The sequence below is a fragment of the Glaciecola sp. 1036 genome, assembly GCF_050306235.1.
GTDB lineage: Bacteria > Pseudomonadota > Gammaproteobacteria > Enterobacterales > Alteromonadaceae > Glaciecola.
The window spans coordinates 66,225-83,207 of the sequence record NZ_JBLWFH010000006.1 but is presented as its reverse complement, the minus strand read 5'-3'; the positions used below and the strand labels follow the sequence as shown (position 1 = coordinate 83,207).

General features: G+C 40.1%; 19 protein-coding genes. 11 read left to right on the top strand and 8 right to left on the bottom strand.

The window, feature by feature from the left end; translation table 11 throughout:
- Window positions 1–31 precede the first annotated feature (31 nt).
- Window positions 32–520: a SprT-like domain-containing protein gene (locus tag ACNKW3_RS10440; protein ID WP_427399237.1), complete on the top strand. Its 489-nt coding sequence runs from the start codon at window positions 32–34 to the stop codon at window positions 518–520.
- On the opposite strand, the gene yfbV is transcribed toward ACNKW3_RS10440, so the two are convergent.
- Complete coding sequence (yfbV, locus tag ACNKW3_RS10435) at window positions 517–978, bottom strand: terminus macrodomain insulation protein YfbV (protein ID WP_427399236.1); 462 nt, start codon at window positions 976–978, stop codon at window positions 517–519. The genes ACNKW3_RS10440 and yfbV overlap by 4 nt on opposite strands.
- Window positions 979–1,255: 277 nt before the next feature.
- On the opposite strand from yfbV, the gene trxB reads away from it, so the two are divergent.
- The 4 genes from trxB to infA all read left to right on the top strand — a co-directional run bounded on the left by trxB (window position 1,256) and on the right by infA (window position 3,959).
- Window positions 1,256–2,209: a thioredoxin-disulfide reductase gene (gene trxB, locus ACNKW3_RS10430; RefSeq protein ID WP_427399235.1), complete on the top strand. Its 954-nt coding sequence runs from the start codon at window positions 1,256–1,258 to the stop codon at window positions 2,207–2,209.
- Between the two features lie 35 nt (window positions 2,210–2,244).
- Window positions 2,245–2,970, top strand: a complete 726-nt coding sequence (gene aat, locus ACNKW3_RS10425; RefSeq protein WP_427399234.1) for a leucyl/phenylalanyl-tRNA--protein transferase — start codon at window positions 2,245–2,247, stop codon at window positions 2,968–2,970.
- Window positions 2,967–3,653: an arginyltransferase gene (locus ACNKW3_RS10420; protein ID WP_427399233.1), complete on the top strand. Its 687-nt coding sequence runs from the start codon at window positions 2,967–2,969 to the stop codon at window positions 3,651–3,653. The genes aat and ACNKW3_RS10420 overlap by 4 nt, the downstream gene beginning before the upstream one ends.
- An 87-nt stretch (window positions 3,654–3,740) precedes the next feature.
- The gene (infA, locus tag ACNKW3_RS10415) at window positions 3,741–3,959 is read left to right on the top strand and encodes a translation initiation factor IF-1 (RefSeq protein WP_006010397.1); all 219 of its coding nucleotides are present in this window, start codon (window positions 3,741–3,743) and stop codon (window positions 3,957–3,959) included.
- 72 nt (window positions 3,960–4,031) lie between these two features.
- Here infA and clpA read toward each other — a convergent pair whose 3' ends face one another.
- A complete protein-coding gene (gene clpA, locus ACNKW3_RS10410; RefSeq protein WP_427399232.1) occupies window positions 4,032–6,308 on the bottom strand; it encodes an ATP-dependent Clp protease ATP-binding subunit ClpA in 2,277 nt (758 codons plus the stop codon).
- 9 nt (window positions 6,309–6,317) lie between these two features.
- On the bottom strand, window positions 6,318–6,641 hold the full coding sequence (clpS, locus tag ACNKW3_RS10405) for an ATP-dependent Clp protease adapter ClpS (protein ID WP_427399231.1): 324 nt from the start codon (window positions 6,639–6,641) through the stop codon (window positions 6,318–6,320).
- Between the two features lie 240 nt (window positions 6,642–6,881).
- Between clpS and cspD the strand changes: the two genes are divergently transcribed.
- From cspD to ACNKW3_RS10375, 6 genes are all read left to right on the top strand, one after another.
- Window positions 6,882–7,106, top strand: a complete 225-nt coding sequence (cspD, locus tag ACNKW3_RS10400; RefSeq protein WP_427399230.1) for a cold shock domain-containing protein CspD — start codon at window positions 6,882–6,884, stop codon at window positions 7,104–7,106.
- 135 nt (window positions 7,107–7,241) lie between these two features.
- A complete protein-coding gene (locus tag ACNKW3_RS10395) occupies window positions 7,242–7,814 on the top strand; it encodes a pseudouridine synthase (RefSeq protein WP_427399411.1) in 573 nt (190 codons plus the stop codon).
- Between the two features lie 89 nt (window positions 7,815–7,903).
- Entirely contained in the window at window positions 7,904–9,085 is a 1,182-nt protein-coding gene (mnmA, locus tag ACNKW3_RS10390; protein ID WP_427399229.1) for a tRNA 2-thiouridine(34) synthase MnmA, read from the top strand.
- Window positions 9,085–9,711 carry a high frequency lysogenization protein HflD gene (gene hflD, locus ACNKW3_RS10385; protein ID WP_427399228.1) on the top strand — a complete coding sequence of 209 codons (627 nt, stop codon included), beginning with the start codon at window positions 9,085–9,087 and terminating at the stop codon, window positions 9,709–9,711. The genes mnmA and hflD overlap by 1 nt, the downstream gene beginning before the upstream one ends.
- A 15-nt stretch (window positions 9,712–9,726) precedes the next feature.
- Complete coding sequence (gene purB / locus ACNKW3_RS10380) at window positions 9,727–11,109, top strand: adenylosuccinate lyase (protein ID WP_427399227.1); 1,383 nt, start codon at window positions 9,727–9,729, stop codon at window positions 11,107–11,109.
- A gap of 42 nt (window positions 11,110–11,151) precedes the next feature.
- Complete coding sequence (locus ACNKW3_RS10375; protein WP_427399226.1) at window positions 11,152–12,336, top strand: adenylate/guanylate cyclase domain-containing protein; 1,185 nt, start codon at window positions 11,152–11,154, stop codon at window positions 12,334–12,336.
- 9 nt (window positions 12,337–12,345) lie between these two features.
- Here the strand turns inward: ACNKW3_RS10375 and kdsA are convergent, their stop codons facing one another.
- Genes kdsA through hemA form a run of 5 tightly spaced genes read right to left on the bottom strand, consistent with a single transcriptional unit; the run spans window position 12,346 to window position 16,879 of the window.
- Complete coding sequence (gene kdsA, locus ACNKW3_RS10370) at window positions 12,346–13,191, bottom strand: 3-deoxy-8-phosphooctulonate synthase (protein ID WP_427399225.1); 846 nt, start codon at window positions 13,189–13,191, stop codon at window positions 12,346–12,348.
- A 15-nt stretch (window positions 13,192–13,206) separates the two neighbouring features.
- A complete protein-coding gene (locus ACNKW3_RS10365; RefSeq protein ID WP_427399224.1) occupies window positions 13,207–13,578 on the bottom strand; it encodes a SirB2 family protein in 372 nt (123 codons plus the stop codon).
- Window positions 13,579–13,588: 10 nt separating this feature from the next.
- On the bottom strand, window positions 13,589–14,434 hold the full coding sequence (gene prmC, locus ACNKW3_RS10360) for a peptide chain release factor N(5)-glutamine methyltransferase (RefSeq protein WP_427399223.1): 846 nt from the start codon (window positions 14,432–14,434) through the stop codon (window positions 13,589–13,591).
- Window positions 14,435–14,472: 38 nt separating this feature from the next.
- Window positions 14,473–15,564, bottom strand: a complete 1,092-nt coding sequence (gene prfA / locus ACNKW3_RS10355; RefSeq protein WP_427399222.1) for a peptide chain release factor 1 — start codon at window positions 15,562–15,564, stop codon at window positions 14,473–14,475.
- A 58-nt stretch (window positions 15,565–15,622) separates the two neighbouring features.
- Window positions 15,623–16,879 (bottom strand): glutamyl-tRNA reductase, encoded by a 1,257-nt coding sequence (gene hemA, locus ACNKW3_RS10350; protein WP_427399221.1) that lies wholly within the window; start codon window positions 16,877–16,879, stop codon window positions 15,623–15,625.
- Between the last annotated feature and the right edge of the window lie 104 nt (window positions 16,880–16,983).

Below are 16,983 nucleotides of genomic sequence, written 5' to 3'. Positions count from 1 at the left end.
GGAGACTAATGTCTCCCCTTCTTTTTACCAGATGCAAAATAAAGAACTCTTTCTACAAGCTTCCCATTGGTTAAACTATTGGTACGAGAAACTGGCGAACACAGATTTTGCCAATATGCCGATACCAAAGCTTACGTTAGATCAACGAGGTGCTATTGCGGGTTCTGCTCGGTTGCAAAAGCATCATATAAAACTTAACCCAAAACTCTATACTCATAACCAGCATTATTTTGAACAACAAGTGATCCCACATGAGTTAGCACATTTAGTCGCATTTTATCATTACGGAAGAGTAAAACCTCACGGCCATGAGTGGCAAAACATCATGCAAAGCTGCTTTAAGCGCCCTGCCGATGTTACCCACAAGTTGGATCTAAAAAAAGCGGGAATAAAACGATTTACATATGCCTGTGAATGTCGTGAAGTAGAATTCACCGCTGTCCGTCATAACAAAGTAAAACGACACCAACAAAGCTACATATGCAGAGACTGTAGAAGTCCATTGGTTAACGTTGATTAAAAAAGAGAATTAGTAAATGCTTTATCTAATTGCTTAAACGCGGAGTTAAGTAATTGAGCGAGTTCTTTAAACTTTGGCGTTTTCGGAATTCTATCTAGATTACAGCCTTGCTGTTTCATCTTTTGATAAATGTCTAAATACCAAGTCTTAATGCCCGGAGGCAGTGGTTGATTTGATCTATGTCCAAGCCAAAACAGCCCTTGTATAGGCAAAGAAAAGAAAAAAATTCCAATGGCTAGGGCTTGTGGCAAATGTTGCATGCCTAAATAATGGAGTTGTAAAGCGACTGTAAGTACAGCTATAGGAGGCATCACTTGAATACCAAACTTGGTAGCCGCTACAATTCTACTATCAGGAAAAAGGCTATACAGTTGCTTTTGTACGGGCCACAGATCCATATAACGTTTGCCGTCTTTAAGTAAGCTAGAACTTAATTGAATCATCAACTGATAAACCATTTACCTTAACTCTGTTAAAGCTTAGCATAGTTATTTATCGAATCGACCCTTTTCTCGATATATTTTTGTTAAAAAGTATTAATCTAAATACAATTCTTTTTAAACACTTTTTCAGTCTGCGATGTAAAAATGTGTAATAAACATAGGTTGTGTGAGTTTTAATAGAAACATCAGGTCTATGCTATTCGTATTATTAGCTAAATTATATTGACTGGTTCTATTGATTTCATGACCTTTGACCGTATATTTAGATGAATGTTAATTATTGGAGATGTAAATGGCAGACACAAGACATGTGCCGCTTCTTATTTTAGGTTCTGGCCCTGCAGGTTACAGCGCCGCCGTATATGCAGCGAGAGCTAACTTAAATCCAGTCCTGATTACTGGCATTCAACAAGGTGGACAGTTAACCACTACAACAGATGTTGAAAATTGGCCTGGTGATCCTGAAGGACTCACAGGACCAGACTTAATGGTTCGCATGCAAAAACACGCTGAAAAATTTGATACTGAAATCATTTTTGATCACATTAATGAAACAGACTTAAAAAACCGCCCCTTTACGTTAAAAGGTGATAGTGGCACTTACACCTGCGATGCTTTGATAATTGCCACAGGCGCATCTGCAAAGTATTTAGGGTTAGAAAGCGAACAAGCTTTCATGGGCAAAGGTGTTAGCGCCTGTGCAACCTGCGACGGTTTTTTCTATCGCAATCAAAAAGTTGCAGTAGTGGGCGGCGGAAATACCGCTGTTGAAGAAGCATTATATTTATCCAACATAGCATCTGAAGTACACGTTATTCATAGACGTGATAGTTTCAGAAGTGAAAAAATTCTTGCTCAGCGCTTGCTAGATAAAGCAGAAAACGGCAATGTAGTACTACACCTAAATAAAACCCTTGAACAAGTTAAAGGGGATGATATGGGTGTCACAAACATAGAGATTAAAGATACTGATTCTGGCGACATCAGCTCAATAGATGTAATGGGCTTATTTATCGCTATCGGTCACAGTCCTAATACGTCAATATTTGACGGCCAACTCGAAATGAAAGATGGTTATATAGTGGTGAATAGCGGTCTAAACGGGAATGCAACCCAGACTAGCGTACCCGGCGTTTTTGCCGCAGGAGATGTATGCGACCATGTTTACCGACAAGCTATTACGTCTGCAGGAACAGGTTGTATGGCTGCGCTAGATGCAGAAAAGTACTTGGACTCAATGGAATAACGCTAATCTACTGACAAAGGTGTAAAAGTCTAAACATGATAGAGCTTTTTAAGCTTGACCATAGCTTAAGTTTTCCAGCTCATCAACTCGCCCTTGATGAGCCTAATGGATTGCTAGCATTTGGTGGTGATTTAAGTCCAGAAAGATTATTACACGCATACAATAATGGGATTTTCCCTTGGTACAGTCTAGGGGAACCCATTCTTTGGTGGACACCAAACCCTAGAGGTGTCCTGTTAGTGGATGATTTCTCCCCTTCCCGTAGCCTGCGAAAGTCGGTAAGAAAGTATCAGTATACAGCAACCATGGATTATGCATTTGAGCGCGTCATTGATGCTTGCGCGCAGGTTCCTAGGGATGTTGAGACCCTTTCTAATCCAAACAATACTTGGATTACCGAAGAAATGCTGCACGCTTATATCGACTTACATTATATGGGACATGCGCATTCTGTAGAAGTATGGAATGGCGATGGTGATCTAGTTGGTGGGCTTTATGGCATTGGCTTAAACAGTATTTTCTGCGGGGAGTCCATGTTTCATATTCAAACTGATGCCAGCAAAGCAGCGCTTTGGGCGCTAGTTGCACATATGAAAGCACAAAATTTACCATTAATTGATTGTCAAATGACTAATCCTCATTTAGCCTCATTAGGGTGTAAAACAATTCCCCGGGACGAATTTTTACCTGTGCTTAAAAGCCTGGTGAATAAGAGCGTCGAAAATGATGTTTGGACAAGACGAGAATTAGATTTGAAATGAAATTTGGCATCACTCAAAAGTTTACTTGCAGTTATCTTCCTGAAGAGGAAGAGCAACTTTTAGTGTGCATGCTTCCGTCTGAAGCCTTAAAAACGGCCTATCCAGAACTGGTCAACCTAGGCTTTCGCCGTTCAGGTGAACAACTATACAGACCTCATTGTGGAAATTGCAAAGCCTGTGAATCGCTGCGAATCATGTGTAATGAGTTCAGTTTTAGCAAATCACAAAAACGAGTGCAAAGTAAAAACAAATCATTAACTGTCAGTATGCGTTTTGATGAACGGGATGATTATTATCCTCTTTATGAAGCCTATATCGAGGCCAATCATAAGGACGGAAGTATGTATCCGGCAAATTATGAACAATATTCGAGTTTTATCCGCTGCCAATGGCAAAAGCCACTTTTTGTTGAAGCTCGAGATGAGCATCAACTAGTCGCTGTCGCTGTCACTGACAAATTAAAAGATGGTTTATCCGCCCTTTATACTTTTTATCATCCAGACTACAGCCATAGATCATTGGGAAGCTTTATGATCTTAGAACAGATTAAGGCCACCTTATCCTTAGGATTGGATTATTTATATTTGGGTTATCAAATTGATGACTGCAAAAAGATGAACTACAAACAAAAATTTCGCCCACATCAGCGATTTATCAATAATCAATGGGTAATCTACAGATAAATATTAGGAAATACTTTACTAATGAGTAAAGTTTCTGTATGGTTCGCGCGGCTATATTTTCATTAAACGTTGGGGTAACTGCTTTAAATGGCGAAAGAAGATTGTATTGAAATGGAAGGGACAGTGTTAGATACACTGCCTAATACTATGTTCAGAGTAGAACTTGAGAACGGTCACGTGGTCACCGCTCATATCTCTGGCAAAATGCGCAAAAACTACATTAGAATTTTAACAGGCGATAAAGTGACTGTTGAAATGACGCCTTACGATTTGAGTAAAGGTCGAATCATTTATCGTGCGCGTTAATAAAATCGTCTCGACGTAAAAAAACCGCCTAAAAGGCGGTTTTTTGTTTTTAGTACTCAAGCAAAGCCTGTATTAGGATTTTTCCTGCTCTTTTCTTGCCTCAATGGGAGTGTATTCAAAAGAAAGTTTATCTTTCTTAAGGTCTACTTTCACTTCTCCACCTTTGGTTAATTGACCAAACAATAACTCAGAGGCTAATTCTTTCTTCAACTGCTCCTGAATTAAACGAGACATAGGACGAGCTCCCATAGCCTTGTCGTATCCTTTCTCTGCTAACCAAGCCCTAGCCTTATCAGATACTTCAAGTGATACAGATTTCGTGTCAAGTTGCGCTTGTAATTCAATAATGAATTTATCAACAACCTGTAAAATGACATCTTTGTTAAGATGATTAAACCAAACGATAGCATCTAAACGGTTTCTAAATTCTGGCGTAAAGGTTTTATTAATTTCAGCCAATGCGTCGTGACTACCGTCTTGCTGTTTGAAACCAATAGATTTACGCACTGTAGCTTGAACACCAGCATTAGTGGTCATTACCAAGACAACATTTCTGAAGTCAACCTTGCGGCCATTGTTATCAGTTAATGTCCCATGGTCCATTACCTGTAACAAAATGTTGTAGATATCGCTGTGGGCTTTCTCAATTTCGTCTAATAACACCACTGAATATGGATGCTTAATCACAGCGTCAGTTAATAAACCACCTTGATCATAACCCACATATCCTGGAGGAGCGCCAATTAGACGACTGACCGAATGACGCTCCATATATTCAGACATATCGAACCTAACGAGTTCTACACCCATTAATTTAGCTAATTGCTGTGTGACTTCTGTTTTACCAACCCCAGTTGGACCAGCAAACAAGAAACTACCAATAGGCTTACCTTCGTTACCTAAACCAGAGCGAGACAACTGAATCGACTCGTTTAGCTTATCAATTGCTTCATCTTGACCAAAGACCACCATTTTCAGGTTACGTCCAAGATTCTTTAAGATATCTTTATCCGACGCAGAAACTGACTTTTCTGGAATCCTTGCAATTTTTGATACGATTTGCTCAATATCAGAAACACCAATTGTTTTTTTACGTTTGGATTCTGGCAACAGACGCTGTCTCGCACCAGCTTCGTCTATTACATCTATGGCCTTGTCAGGTAATTGACGCTCATTGATGTATTTAGCTGACAATTCTGCCGCAGCTGCTATAGCTTTCTGGGTAAATCTGACGCTATGGTGTTCTTCATAACGGGATTTTAATCCCATCAAAATTTTCGTTGTATCATCGACACTAGGTTCAATGACATCAATTTTTTGGAATCGTCTTGCTAGGGCACGATCTTTCTCGAAAATACCTTGGTATTCTTGATAAGTCGTTGAACCTATGCAGCGTAACTCCCCACTACTCAATTTTGGTTTGAGTAAGTTAGAGGCATCCATAACGCCGCCAGATGCAGCACCTGCGCCTATAATAGTATGAATTTCATCGATAAACATAATGGCGTGTTTATCTTGCGTCAGCTCTTTTAAAATGCCTTTCAGACGTTTTTCAAAGTCGCCTCGATATTTAGTTCCAGCTAACAAACTTCCTAGATCTAACGAGTAGATAGTGCTCTCAGAGATAACTTCGGGTACATCTTGATTCACAATGCGATAGGCTAGGCCTTCAGCAATTGCCGTTTTACCAACACCCGCTTCTCCAACTAACAACGGATTATTTTTACGACGTCTACATAATATTTGAATACATCGTTCAACTTCACCATCGCGACCGATTAAAGGATCAATTTTGCCTTCTTTCACGGCAAAATTTAGGTTGGTGGCATATTTTGACAGCATTGACTGATTTTCATCACCTTCTGCACTTTCTTCATGCAGCTCATCGTGACCACCATCATCTGCGTCGTCGTTTTTAGTCACACCGTGTGAAATAAAATTCACCACATCTAAGCGGGTAACATCGGCTTTTTTCAATATGTAAACCGCTTGAGACTCTTGTTCACTGAAAATGGCCACCAAAACGTTGGCACCAGTAACTTCACCTTTTCCTGAAGACTGTACGTGAAAAACAGCACGCTGAAGGACGCGTTGAAAACCTAATGTGGGTTGAGTTTCCCGTTCCACATCATCTTCTTCTGACAATAGAGGCGTAGTTTCATTGACGAATTCTGTTAGTTCTGTTCTTAACGTTTCAACCTTAGCACCACAAGCCTTGAGGGCTTCGCTTGCTGCTGGATTATCCAGTAGCATTAGCAATAAATGCTCAACAGTCATAAATTCATGCTTGTGCTGACGCGCATAAACAAATGCTTCATTTAAGGTCTGTTCTAAATCTTTATTTAGCATAAAATCCCCTTATTGCGCCGGTTCCATTGTACACATTAGCGGATGCTGATGTTTACGAGAATATTGGTTAACCTGCATTACTTTGGTTTCTGCTATCTCTGCAGTATATATGCCACAAACCGCTTTTCCGTGATAATGGACTGTTAACATGAGTTGATTTGCTTTCTCAGCATCCATTGAAAAGAAGGTCATCAACACTTCGATAACAAAGTCCATCGGTGTGTAGTCGTCGTTATTCAGTATTACTTTATACATCGGCGGCGGCTGAGTTTTCTGCTGCTGTTTTTCCAGCAGTTTGTCGCCATCAGTGCTTAATATATTGTCTTTGCTCATAGTTTATATTACGGCTATCTCTAATTAACGCAATCTATTTTACTTAGTAAACTGGTAGTATCTTTGTTTTATTTACTTGACAAATCGACCATACCCTACCAACATTACTCTGGCGTGATGCTTTTTAGGTGTGAGTCACTTTAGTCAACACTAGTAAGGAATGATTTTGTAGTACTTCGTAGTATACATAGTGGAGACAAGATCAAAAGTTTTCAAGGAATATGATTAGGAAGTTGTAGCATGGCAGTTGGAAAAGTAAAGTGGTTTAATAATGCGAAGGGATTTGGCTTTATTGTTCCGGAAGATGGTGGCGAAGATATCTTTGCACATTACTCCACTATAAATATGGACGGCTATCGTTCACTTAAAGCTGGACAGACGGTAACGTTTGAAGTCGAGCAAGGACCGAAAGGTCTTCATGCTGAAAATATAGATTTGGTACAAGACGAGGAACAATCCCGTTAGTTTCCTACAAACATAATCTTAGGTTCAGTTATGTTAAAAAAGCAGACGCTTCGTCTGCTTTTTTAATGTTCAAATTTTATCCCCAGTGGATTCCTAGCAAAAAATGCAATGGGTATACTATGTATTGCTTAGAACCTGTTTATCTTTGTTCATTATTTATGGAAAATTGTTATCAGACAGATACTATTATTTAATAAGCCTTATATGGTGCTTTCTCAGTTTACCGACAATGACAATCGCACCACATTAAAAGATTTCATAGATATTCCAAATATTTACCCTGCAGGTCGTCTAGACCAAGACAGCGAAGGTTTATTAGTTTTGACCAATGATGGTAAATTGGCGCATCAATTAACTAACCCAAAAAAGAAAACTAGCAAAACATATTGGGTTCAAGTTGAGGGAGAGCCCTCAAATGATGCTATAAATGCACTAAAAAAGGGAGTTGAGCTAAAAGATGGTATGACGCTACCTGCAAAAGTAAAGATAATACCCGAACCAAATCAACTCTGGCCACGAGTCCCACCAATACGTGAACGGCGCCATATTCCAACCACATGGCTAGCGATTACTATAATCGAAGGACGTAATAGACAAGTGAGAAGAATGACAGCACACATTGGTCACCCTACCCTGCGACTCATTCGCTATCGTGTAGGAAGCTGGACCATAGATGGCATTGCAAATGGTGAGTATATTTTACTCTAATTTACTCCCCTTTGTTATACCCACCCAAGGCAATATCTGATATACTCCGCGCTCATTTTTTAACTGGATAATTTTGCGCTCAACTTTCTATGACATTGCCATTAACTGCTACAAATAAATCGCCACAAGACACCAAAGTCATTATTGGTATGTCTGGTGGTGTAGATTCATCTGTTTCAGCCTTACTATTGCAACAGCAAGGCTATCAGGTCGAAGGCTTGTTTATGAAAAACTGGGAAGAAGACGACAATGACGAATATTGCGCTGCGGCGGAAGATCTTGCTGATGCGCAAAATGTTGCGGACAAGCTTGGCATAAAACTACACAGAATAAACTTTGCCGCAGAATACTGGGACAATGTGTTTGAATACTTTTTAGAAGAGTATAAAGCAGGTAGAACACCTAATCCTGACATCATGTGTAACAAAGAAATCAAGTTTAAAGCGTTTTTAGAATATGCAGCGGAAGACTTGGGAGCAGATTACATTGCTACTGGCCACTATGTGCAGAAACGTTTTACTGATGGCAAGTGGCAAATGATTAGAGGCTTAGATAACAACAAAGATCAAAGTTACTTTCTTTACACCCTAAGCCACGAACAAGTTGAAAAAACCCTATTCCCAGTTGGGCATTTAGAAAAGCCCGAAGTACGCCGTATAGCGGAAGAGCATGATTTAATTACCCATAATAAAAAAGACAGTACAGGTATCTGTTTTATTGGGGAACGCAAATTTAAAGACTTTTTATCTCAATACTTACCTGCTCAACCTGGTGTGATTGAAACCGTAGATGGACAAGCCATTGGTAAACATGATGGCCTGATGTATCACACACTAGGCCAACGCAAAGGATTACTCATCGGCGGTACCAAAGATTATGGCGATGAACCTTGGTATGTTGTGGGTAAAGACGTAGAACGAAATGTATTGATTGTCGCTCAAGGGGCAAATCATCCTGCTTTATTCTCCAGAGGGTTAATTGCGTCACAATTGCATTGGGTTGACCGCTTACCTTTAACCGAAACCATTAGAGCTACGGTGAAAACACGCTATCGTCAACAAGATATAGATTGTCAAATTGTGCCTTTAAAAGAAGATAAAGTGAAAGTTATTTTCGATACCCCACAAAAAGCTGTAACGCCTGGACAGTCAGCAGTATTTTACGCAGATCAAGTTTGTCTTGGTGGCGGCATTATCGATGCCTATCAGCAAGGGGACAGTTTTGTTACTGCAACAACATCAAAAAATAATCTTGAGTCACAAAACGCCTGATGATAACCAAACAAATCGAAACACAAATTGCATTAGCGGGTGTATGTCAAGCGGCAGCACTGGTCAAGTCTATATCAAGATTAGGAAATGCTGATGAAGCCGCTTTTGAAGCTTCTTTATCAAGTATATTAGTGACTTCCCCTGAAAATACGCAACAAGTGTACGGCAAACTTTCAAATTTACGCATCGGTTTCACCACATTGGTCGCCCAATTAGATAATTCAAGTGTACAAAAGGACGCTGAAATTACTCGTTACGTTGCGTCAATTTTGAGTTTAGAGCGCAAACTGGCAAAAAATCCAAAGGTGATGGATGAGCTCGCCCAACGGGTGTCACATGTGCAGCGACAACTTGCCCATGTAGAATTTGAACATCAACAAATATTGACCTCACTGGCCAGCATTTACAGTGATTTAGTGAGCCCCTTGGCCCCTAAAATTCAAGTGGCAGGAAATCATCAATATCTAAGTTTGGAAGTTAATCAAAAAAAGGTCCGTACCCTACTGCTTGCAGGTGTACGGTCAGCGGTGTTGTGGCGCCAATTAGGTGGTCAACGACGACAAATATTGTTTTCACGAAAAAAAATAGTATTGGCGGCAAAACAAGCCCTGAGACTAATGAGTTAATGAGCAGGATTTACGATGAATTTATCTAGTTTAACGGCGCTGTCTCCAGTAGATGGTCGATATGGCAGCAAAACGAGCGACTTGCGCGAATTTTTTAGTGAGTTTGGTTTAATCAAGTATAGAGTTGAAGTTGAAGTAAGATGGCTTCAGGCCCTTGCTGCCCTTGATGCTATCAATGAAGTACCAGCGTTAAGTGAGCAAGCTAATAAACTTTTAAATAACATAGTTGCTGACTTTAACGAAGTTGATGCTCAACGTATTAAAGATATTGAAAGTACAACCAATCATGACGTAAAAGCGGTTGAGTACTTTTTAAAAGAAAAAGTGGAAGCGCTGGATGAATTAGCACAAGTATCTGAGTTTATTCACTTTGCTTGTACCTCTGAAGATATTAATAACTTATCCCACGCGTTAATGCTAACCAATGGTCTACAGCAAGTTTTAGTGCCACAATGCCAAGCCATTATTGATGCCATAGCTAAACTAGCAAAACAATACCGTGATATCCCTATGATGTCTCGTACTCACGGTCAACCGGCTTCTCCATCGACAATGGGTAAGGAAATGGCGAATGTTGCGGTACGATTGCACAAGCAACTCAAGCAAATTAAATCAGTGGAAATATTAGGCAAAATCAATGGCGCTGTTGGTAACTACAATGCTCATTTAAGTGCTTATCCAGATGTAGATTGGCATGAGTTTTCAGCACAATTTGTCAGCTCTTTAGGATTAACTCACAACCCTTTCACAACACAAATTGAGCCTCACGATTATATCGCAGAATTGTATGATGCCATTGCTCGTTTCAATACTATTATTATCGATTTTGACCGTGATGTTTGGGGATATATTGCATTAGGTCATTTCAAGCAGAAAACAATCGCCGGGGAAATTGGTTCTTCAACCATGCCGCACAAAGTAAACCCTATTGATTTTGAAAACTCTGAAGGCAACTTAGGTATTGCGAACGCGATTCTTTCGCACCTAAGTGCAAAACTGCCGGTAAGTCGCTGGCAGCGAGATTTAACAGATTCTACTGTACTTAGAAACCTTGGCGTTGGTTTAGGTTACTCGTTAATCGCCTATCAGGCGACCTTAAAAGGTATTAGCAAGTTAGAAGTGAATGAGCAAAGCTTAGCCAATGAGCTAGATGCAAATTGGGAACTTTTAGCTGAACCTATACAAACGGTAATGCGTCGCTATGGCATAGAAAAGCCCTATGAAAAGCTTAAAGAGCTTACTCGTGGTAAAAAAGTCAATGCTCAGGCGATCGGTGAATTCATCGATAACCTAGAAATGCCAGAACCAGCTAAAAACAGCTTAAAGTCTCTGAGCCCGGCCAGCTACATTGGTGATGCAATCAGGCTAGTAGATCAGTTGGAAGACCAGCTTAAATAAGCCAAAATAGTCGCCATATGAAAGGTCAAGGAAGACAAACATATGGCGTTTTCTCGTTTTACCCTAGAATCAAAACAGACATTTTCGCAACAACAAGTACTTAGCAAAGTAACCTTGGTTATGATTGCTATTATTGTGCTTCAATCAATAAAATATTTATTTTCGGCACAATTGCACTGGCATTTGATCAATACCCTGTTCCACTTAATTCTATTCACTATTTGCTATTTTTTACTGTCCCATCGTAAAGAGAATATCGGCAGGTTTTTACTTTTTACGGCGTTTTCCAGTTATATCTCAGTAGCTTGCTTGATTTGGCAAACTAACATGGGGCTTCACTATTTCCTGCTGGTTGCACTATGTGTGCTAAGTGCTATTACGCCTGCAGCAAGTAGAGTTGGATTTCGTTTTTTAGTGATAACGCTTTTGCTGCCTTATTGCTGTTTTGTCATTTTTTATCTAAACGACTCCATAAATTCAGGTGTGCTAGCCGTTAATAACCTGATATTGATGTTAGCTTGCTTAAGTTGTGCCATGGTTATTAGAACAAAAATGAACATTCTTTGGCAAAAGGTAACCGGTGAGAACCAACAACAATCTAATTTGATAGACAAGTTGTTACCAAAAGAATTTTTACCTATGTTGAGTTCCACCAGTAAACAGTCTCCAGTGCTAGAGAGTCGTTTTTGTACCGTGATTAGCCTCGACTTTATAAACTCCACAATGAAGTTTAAAGCCATGGGAGAACAAAATGCTTATATGAAACTGCATCATTTGTTTAGTGAATTAGATGCAATAATACAAAACTCAAACGCTTATAGAGTTAAAACCAATGGTGACCAACTACTTTGTGTCGTCGGTCTAACTGATATTGTCAATAATCCCAGAAAAATCGCAAATAATGCGCTGTCTCTATCTAAAGCCTTGACGCTAAAGTGCAAAAATAACAAACATATACCAAAGCTGAATGCACGCTGCGGAATCGCCACAGGTATAGTGTATGCGAACTTTACATCCAGCGAACAACCTAGTTTCGATATCTGGGGAGAAACTGTTGTAAGAGCTGCTCGGCTAGAAAGCTTAGCTCATGAAAATGAAATAATAATGGATGAATTTACGGAAAAGTTATGTCCCCAACATATTTCGCGTTCAGAAAAACAACGTTCAGAACTCAAAGGTCTTGGGGACTGTAATTATTATAAAATACTGCAACCAACTGCTTTATGAGGTTGCACCTTATTGAATATTCAATGGCGCAAATGATTTAACTAACTCATCAATTGCCTTCATTTGCGTAAGATAGGCGCTGAGTTTATCCAAAGGTAAGGCACATGGACCATCACATTTGGCCTGTTCAGGATCAGGGTGCGCTTCGATAAATAATCCCGCAATACCCAATGCCATGCCGCTTCGAGCAAGCTCAGCAGCCTGTCTACGACGACCATCAGCGGAATCACTGCGACCACCGGGTTTTTGTAACGCATGAGTAGCATCAAAAATTACCGGTGCCATGGATTTCATCTCATCCATACCCAACATATCGACGACTAGATTGTTATAACCGAAGCAACTTCCCCGCTCACAAAGCATAATTTTATTATTGCCGGCTTCGTCGAACTTTTTAATGATGTGCGCCATTTCATGGGGAGCCAAGAACTGTGGCTTTTTAACATTAATACAGGCGTTAGTTTTCCCCATAGCGACGACTAAATCCGTCTGTCTAGCCAAAAATGCTGGTAGTTGTATTACATCAACCACTTCAGACACAGGTTGTGCCTGATAAGGTTCATGTACATCGGTAATGCATGGAATATTAAAGGTTTTTTTGATCTCTTCGAAGATCTTTAACCCCTCGTCCATGCCTGGACCTCGATAAGAGTACATACTTGAGCGGTTGGCTTTGTCAAAAGATGCTTTAAAAATATAAGGAATCTTGAGTTTTTGCGTCGCCTCTACGTAGGTTTCCGCAATCCTCATTGCCAAGTCTCTTGATTCAAGCACGTTCATGCCGCCGAATAATACAAAAGGTGCCTGATTGCTAACCTCAATGTCACCCACATTCACCTGATTAATTACATTCATTTTGCTACCTACTTATTAAAAAAGGCTAGATTTTGAAATGGCAATACTAGCGGTTACTCCTAACCAAGCAATTGCGCTTAACAAACCCACTATTCGCATTGCATTGTTACGTGCCCATTTCAAGGCAAATGAAATAGAAAGAACATATAGCAAGAAACCGATAATTTTTGAAATCAACCAATTCAATTCGTAAGCTTGGCTTCCCATGGTGAACCAAATTGCAACCGCAGTGATTAATACTATGGTGTACAAAATATGCGGGGTGATTTTTAACCATTTCTTTTTAGCTAAAGGCGCATCCATCATGGTTGCGACAAAGGCAATCAAAAATAAAACAAATGTGAGTGTGATTGAAGTTTGATGCAAATGCTTAAGCATAATGTACATATAACTATCCTTATTGTGTAAATTGTCCGCCGGTTATGCGCGGTAAACCGTTTAAATCTAGTTTCGTTTGAATCGATGTAAATCCCAATGAATTGAATATACGCTGTAATTCCTCAGCTTGTTCAAATCCATGTTCTAGCAGCAACCAACCATCTTTACTCAGAAAGTCACGGCTTTTCTCTATAATAAGCGTCAAATCAGCATAACCATTATTTGCTGATACTAATGCGCTCATTGGCTCAAACCTTAAATCGCCCTGCTCTAAATACGCACTATCGGATTCCACATAGGGTGGATTAGACACTATCAAATCAAATTTTTCCTGGTTTACAGAATCAAACCAATGACTCTGAAAAAAAGCAACATTTAGCTGATTATGCTGAGCATTTTTCTTCGCTAAGCTAACCGCTTCTGCAATTTTGTCTATGCCGCTTACGTCCCATTGAGGTCTTTCACTCTTTAACGATAACGCAATTGCACCTGTCCCGGTTCCTAAATCTATCACCCTTGCTGTCGCCGGCAATGGCAATTCTAGCGCCCATTCCACTAGGGTTTCGGTATCAGGACGAGGAATTAAGGTAGAGGTATCCGTATAAAGAGATAAATTCCAGAATCCAGTTTCACCTGTTATATAAGCTACAGGTTTTCCGTCGACTCGCTGCAAAATACAAGATTCATAATGCAGCCTGTCGTTTTCATCAAGTCTGCTATATACTTTAGTTATCAAGTCTGTAGACGACAATTGCGTCACATGTTTGAGCAATAATTTAGCTTCAAATCGCGCGTCATCTAATGGAAAGCCTGCCTCTTCGAGGCGTTTGACTCCCCATTCAATTGCTTGTTGATTACTCAGCATCAGTTAAGGTTTTTTAAAACATTTAGCAAAACTTGCCTCTATCTGTTTTCTTCAGATAAGGCAGCTAACATGTCAGCTTGATGTTCTTGACGAATAGGATCGACAAGGGCTGATAATTGCCCTTCGATAACATCGTCTAGCTTATATAACGTCAAATTGATTCTGTGGTCAGTAACACGTCCTTGCGGAAAATTGTACGTTCTAATGCGCTCGCTACGGTCTCCACTACCTACCAAAGATTTGCGTGTACTAGCTTCTTCGGCCGAACGTTTATCTTGCTCCATTTGGTTTAATCTCGCCTGCAAGACAGACATAGCTTTGGCTCGGTTTTTGTGCTGACTTCGTTCGTCTTGACACTCTACCACCATACCTGAAGGAATGTGGGTAATACGGATTGCAGAGTCAGTTTTGTTTACGTGCTGACCACCTGCTCCTGAAGCTCTAAAGGTATCCACCCGTAAATCCGCAGGATTAATCTCTATGGCCTCAGATTCTGGAATCTCGGGTAATACCGCAACTGTGCAAGCTGAAGTGTGAATACGACCTTGGGATTCTGTTTCAGGCACCCGTTGTACTCTATGTCCACCAGATTCAAATTTTAAAATGCCATAAGCGCCATCACCGGAAACATTTGCTATGATTTCTTTATAGCCACCATGTTCACCTTCATTGGCACTCATGACTTCCATACGCCAGCCTTTTGATTCAGCATAACGACTGTACATTCTGAATAAATCACCAGCAAAAATAGCAGCTTCATCACCGCCAGCCCCGGCTCTAATTTCTAAAAAGCAACTGTTGTCATCATTGGGATCTTTTGGCAACAATAAAATTTGTAACGATGTTTCCAACTCTTCTATGCGTTGTTTTGCGGCCTTAAATTCTTCTTGCGCCATTTCTCGCATTTCTTCGTCGTCTTCTTTGAGCATTTCACTGGCTGATTCAAGGTCTTCATTTGCTTGATTGAACTCACCAAATTGTTTAACCACTTCTTCTAATTGCGAAAACTCTTTAGATAAGGCGCGGAATTTTTCTTGGTTGCCAATGACATCAGGATCGCCCAATAAAGCTTGAACCTCTTCAAAGCGTTCGACTAGGGTTTGGAGTTTAAGTATAACCGATTCTTTCATGTAACTTTTTTCGTCTTGTTGTGTTCGTCCACTTGATTTTGTTGGATACCAAGTGACGCTATTTATTGTTACTTTCTGATATTAAGGTAGATTTTAACACGTCTAACAATGCTTGGTCGCCATTTTTTATTCCTGTTTGGAAAGCTTTCGTGGGTCCATGCATCAATTGTTTCGATAACTTGTTCGCCAATTCATTTAAAACGTCTTCAGCATTCGCTCCCTTTTCAAGGGCTTGTAGACTTTTTTCGACCAATTTTTGTTTAATATCTTCTGATTGACCTCTATAACTTCGAATTAAATCAACCTGCTCAGCTTGTTCAAGCCATTGACTGAATTCAATGCTCTTTTGCGTAATAATTTCACTTGCTTGCTTGGCGGCTTGCTCTCTGTTGGCAAGGTTTTGTTCAATGATATCTTGTAAATCGTCAACCGTGTACAAATAGGCATCATCCAGATCGGCAACTTCATTTTCTATGTCTCGTGGTACCGCAAGATCAATTAACAGCATAGGTTTATGACGACGTTGTTTTAAAGCTGTGCTAACCATTCCAGTACCAATCAAAGGTAAAGAACTAGCAGTTGAGCTTATAACAACGTCAGCCTCAGCTAGGTGTGCAGGTACTTGAGATATACTAATCGCCTTGCCATCTAACTTATCCGCAAGGTCGCTAGCTCGCTCTAGCGTTCTGTTAGCCACTGTAATGGTTTTCGCATTCGCATCTTTTAAGTGACGCCCCACTAATTCGATGGTTTCGCCAGCACCGACTAACAATATATTACTTTTGCTGATGGCAGAAAAAATCTGTTTTGCCAATTGAACAGCCGCAAAGGCCACTGACACAGCATTTGCACCAATTTCTGTTTCTGAGCGTACTTGTTTCGCCACGGCAAAAGTAGTTTGAAATAACTTTTCAAACTGAGGGCCCACAGTCCCTACGCGCTTGGCTTCGTTATAGGCTTGTTTTACCTGTCCCAGTATTTGAGGCTCTCCTAAAATAAGAGAATCCAAGCCAGTAGCGACTCGCATTAAATGCTGAACACTTTGCACGTGACCATAATGATAAATATGTTCGGACAGGTTTTTAACATCTAGTTGGTGAAATTTTGCCAACCAGTCAACCAATTGCGCTGCATCTTCCATCTCGCCTGCTACATATACTTCTGTTCGATTGCAGGTTGATAAAATGACGATCTCATTAGATTTTGAAGAAAACTCAGAGAGGGCTTGTATCAACTTATCGGGCGTAAAGGCAACTTTTTCTCGCAAGGCAACAGGTGCAGAGGTATGATTTACGCCAATGGATAAAAACGACATGAAGTTGATATTTTTACTCTGATTGAAAGACGACGCATTGTAGTAAAATCCCAGACATATTAAAAGATAATAGCTACATTGTTGAACAACTTAATCAATAAAAT

Coding starts and splice junctions, on each gene's coding strand:
- clpS (WP_427399231.1), bottom strand. CDS start 6,641: ATGAGCAAAGACAATATATTAAGCACTGATGGCGACAAACTGCTGGAA.
- aat (WP_427399234.1), top strand. CDS start 2,245: ATGATAGAGCTTTTTAAGCTTGACCATAGCTTAAGTTTTCCAGCTCAT.
- clpA (WP_427399232.1), bottom strand. CDS start 6,308: ATGCTAAATAAAGATTTAGAACAGACCTTAAATGAAGCATTTGTTTAT.
- hflD (WP_427399228.1), top strand. CDS start 9,085: ATGATAACCAAACAAATCGAAACACAAATTGCATTAGCGGGTGTATGT.
- prmC (WP_427399223.1), bottom strand. CDS start 14,434: ATGCTGAGTAATCAACAAGCAATTGAATGGGGAGTCAAACGCCTCGAA.
- kdsA (WP_427399225.1), bottom strand. CDS start 13,191: ATGAATGTAATTAATCAGGTGAATGTGGGTGACATTGAGGTTAGCAAT.
- prfA (WP_427399222.1), bottom strand. CDS start 15,564: ATGAAAGAATCGGTTATACTTAAACTCCAAACCCTAGTCGAACGCTTT.
- cspD (WP_427399230.1), top strand. CDS start 6,882: ATGGCAGTTGGAAAAGTAAAGTGGTTTAATAATGCGAAGGGATTTGGC.
- hemA (WP_427399221.1), bottom strand. CDS start 16,879: ATGTCGTTTTTATCCATTGGCGTAAATCATACCTCTGCACCTGTTGCC.
- ACNKW3_RS10375 (WP_427399226.1), top strand. CDS start 11,152: ATGGCGTTTTCTCGTTTTACCCTAGAATCAAAACAGACATTTTCGCAA.
- mnmA (WP_427399229.1), top strand. CDS start 7,904: ATGACATTGCCATTAACTGCTACAAATAAATCGCCACAAGACACCAAA.
- trxB (WP_427399235.1), top strand. CDS start 1,256: ATGGCAGACACAAGACATGTGCCGCTTCTTATTTTAGGTTCTGGCCCT.
- ACNKW3_RS10365 (WP_427399224.1), bottom strand. CDS start 13,578: ATGTACATTATGCTTAAGCATTTGCATCAAACTTCAATCACACTCACA.
- purB (WP_427399227.1), top strand. CDS start 9,727: ATGAATTTATCTAGTTTAACGGCGCTGTCTCCAGTAGATGGTCGATAT.
- ACNKW3_RS10440 (WP_427399237.1), top strand. CDS start 32: ATGCAAAATAAAGAACTCTTTCTACAAGCTTCCCATTGGTTAAACTAT.
- yfbV (WP_427399236.1), bottom strand. CDS start 978: ATGGTTTATCAGTTGATGATTCAATTAAGTTCTAGCTTACTTAAAGAC.
- infA (WP_006010397.1), top strand. CDS start 3,741: ATGGCGAAAGAAGATTGTATTGAAATGGAAGGGACAGTGTTAGATACA.
- ACNKW3_RS10420 (WP_427399233.1), top strand. CDS start 2,967: ATGAAATTTGGCATCACTCAAAAGTTTACTTGCAGTTATCTTCCTGAA.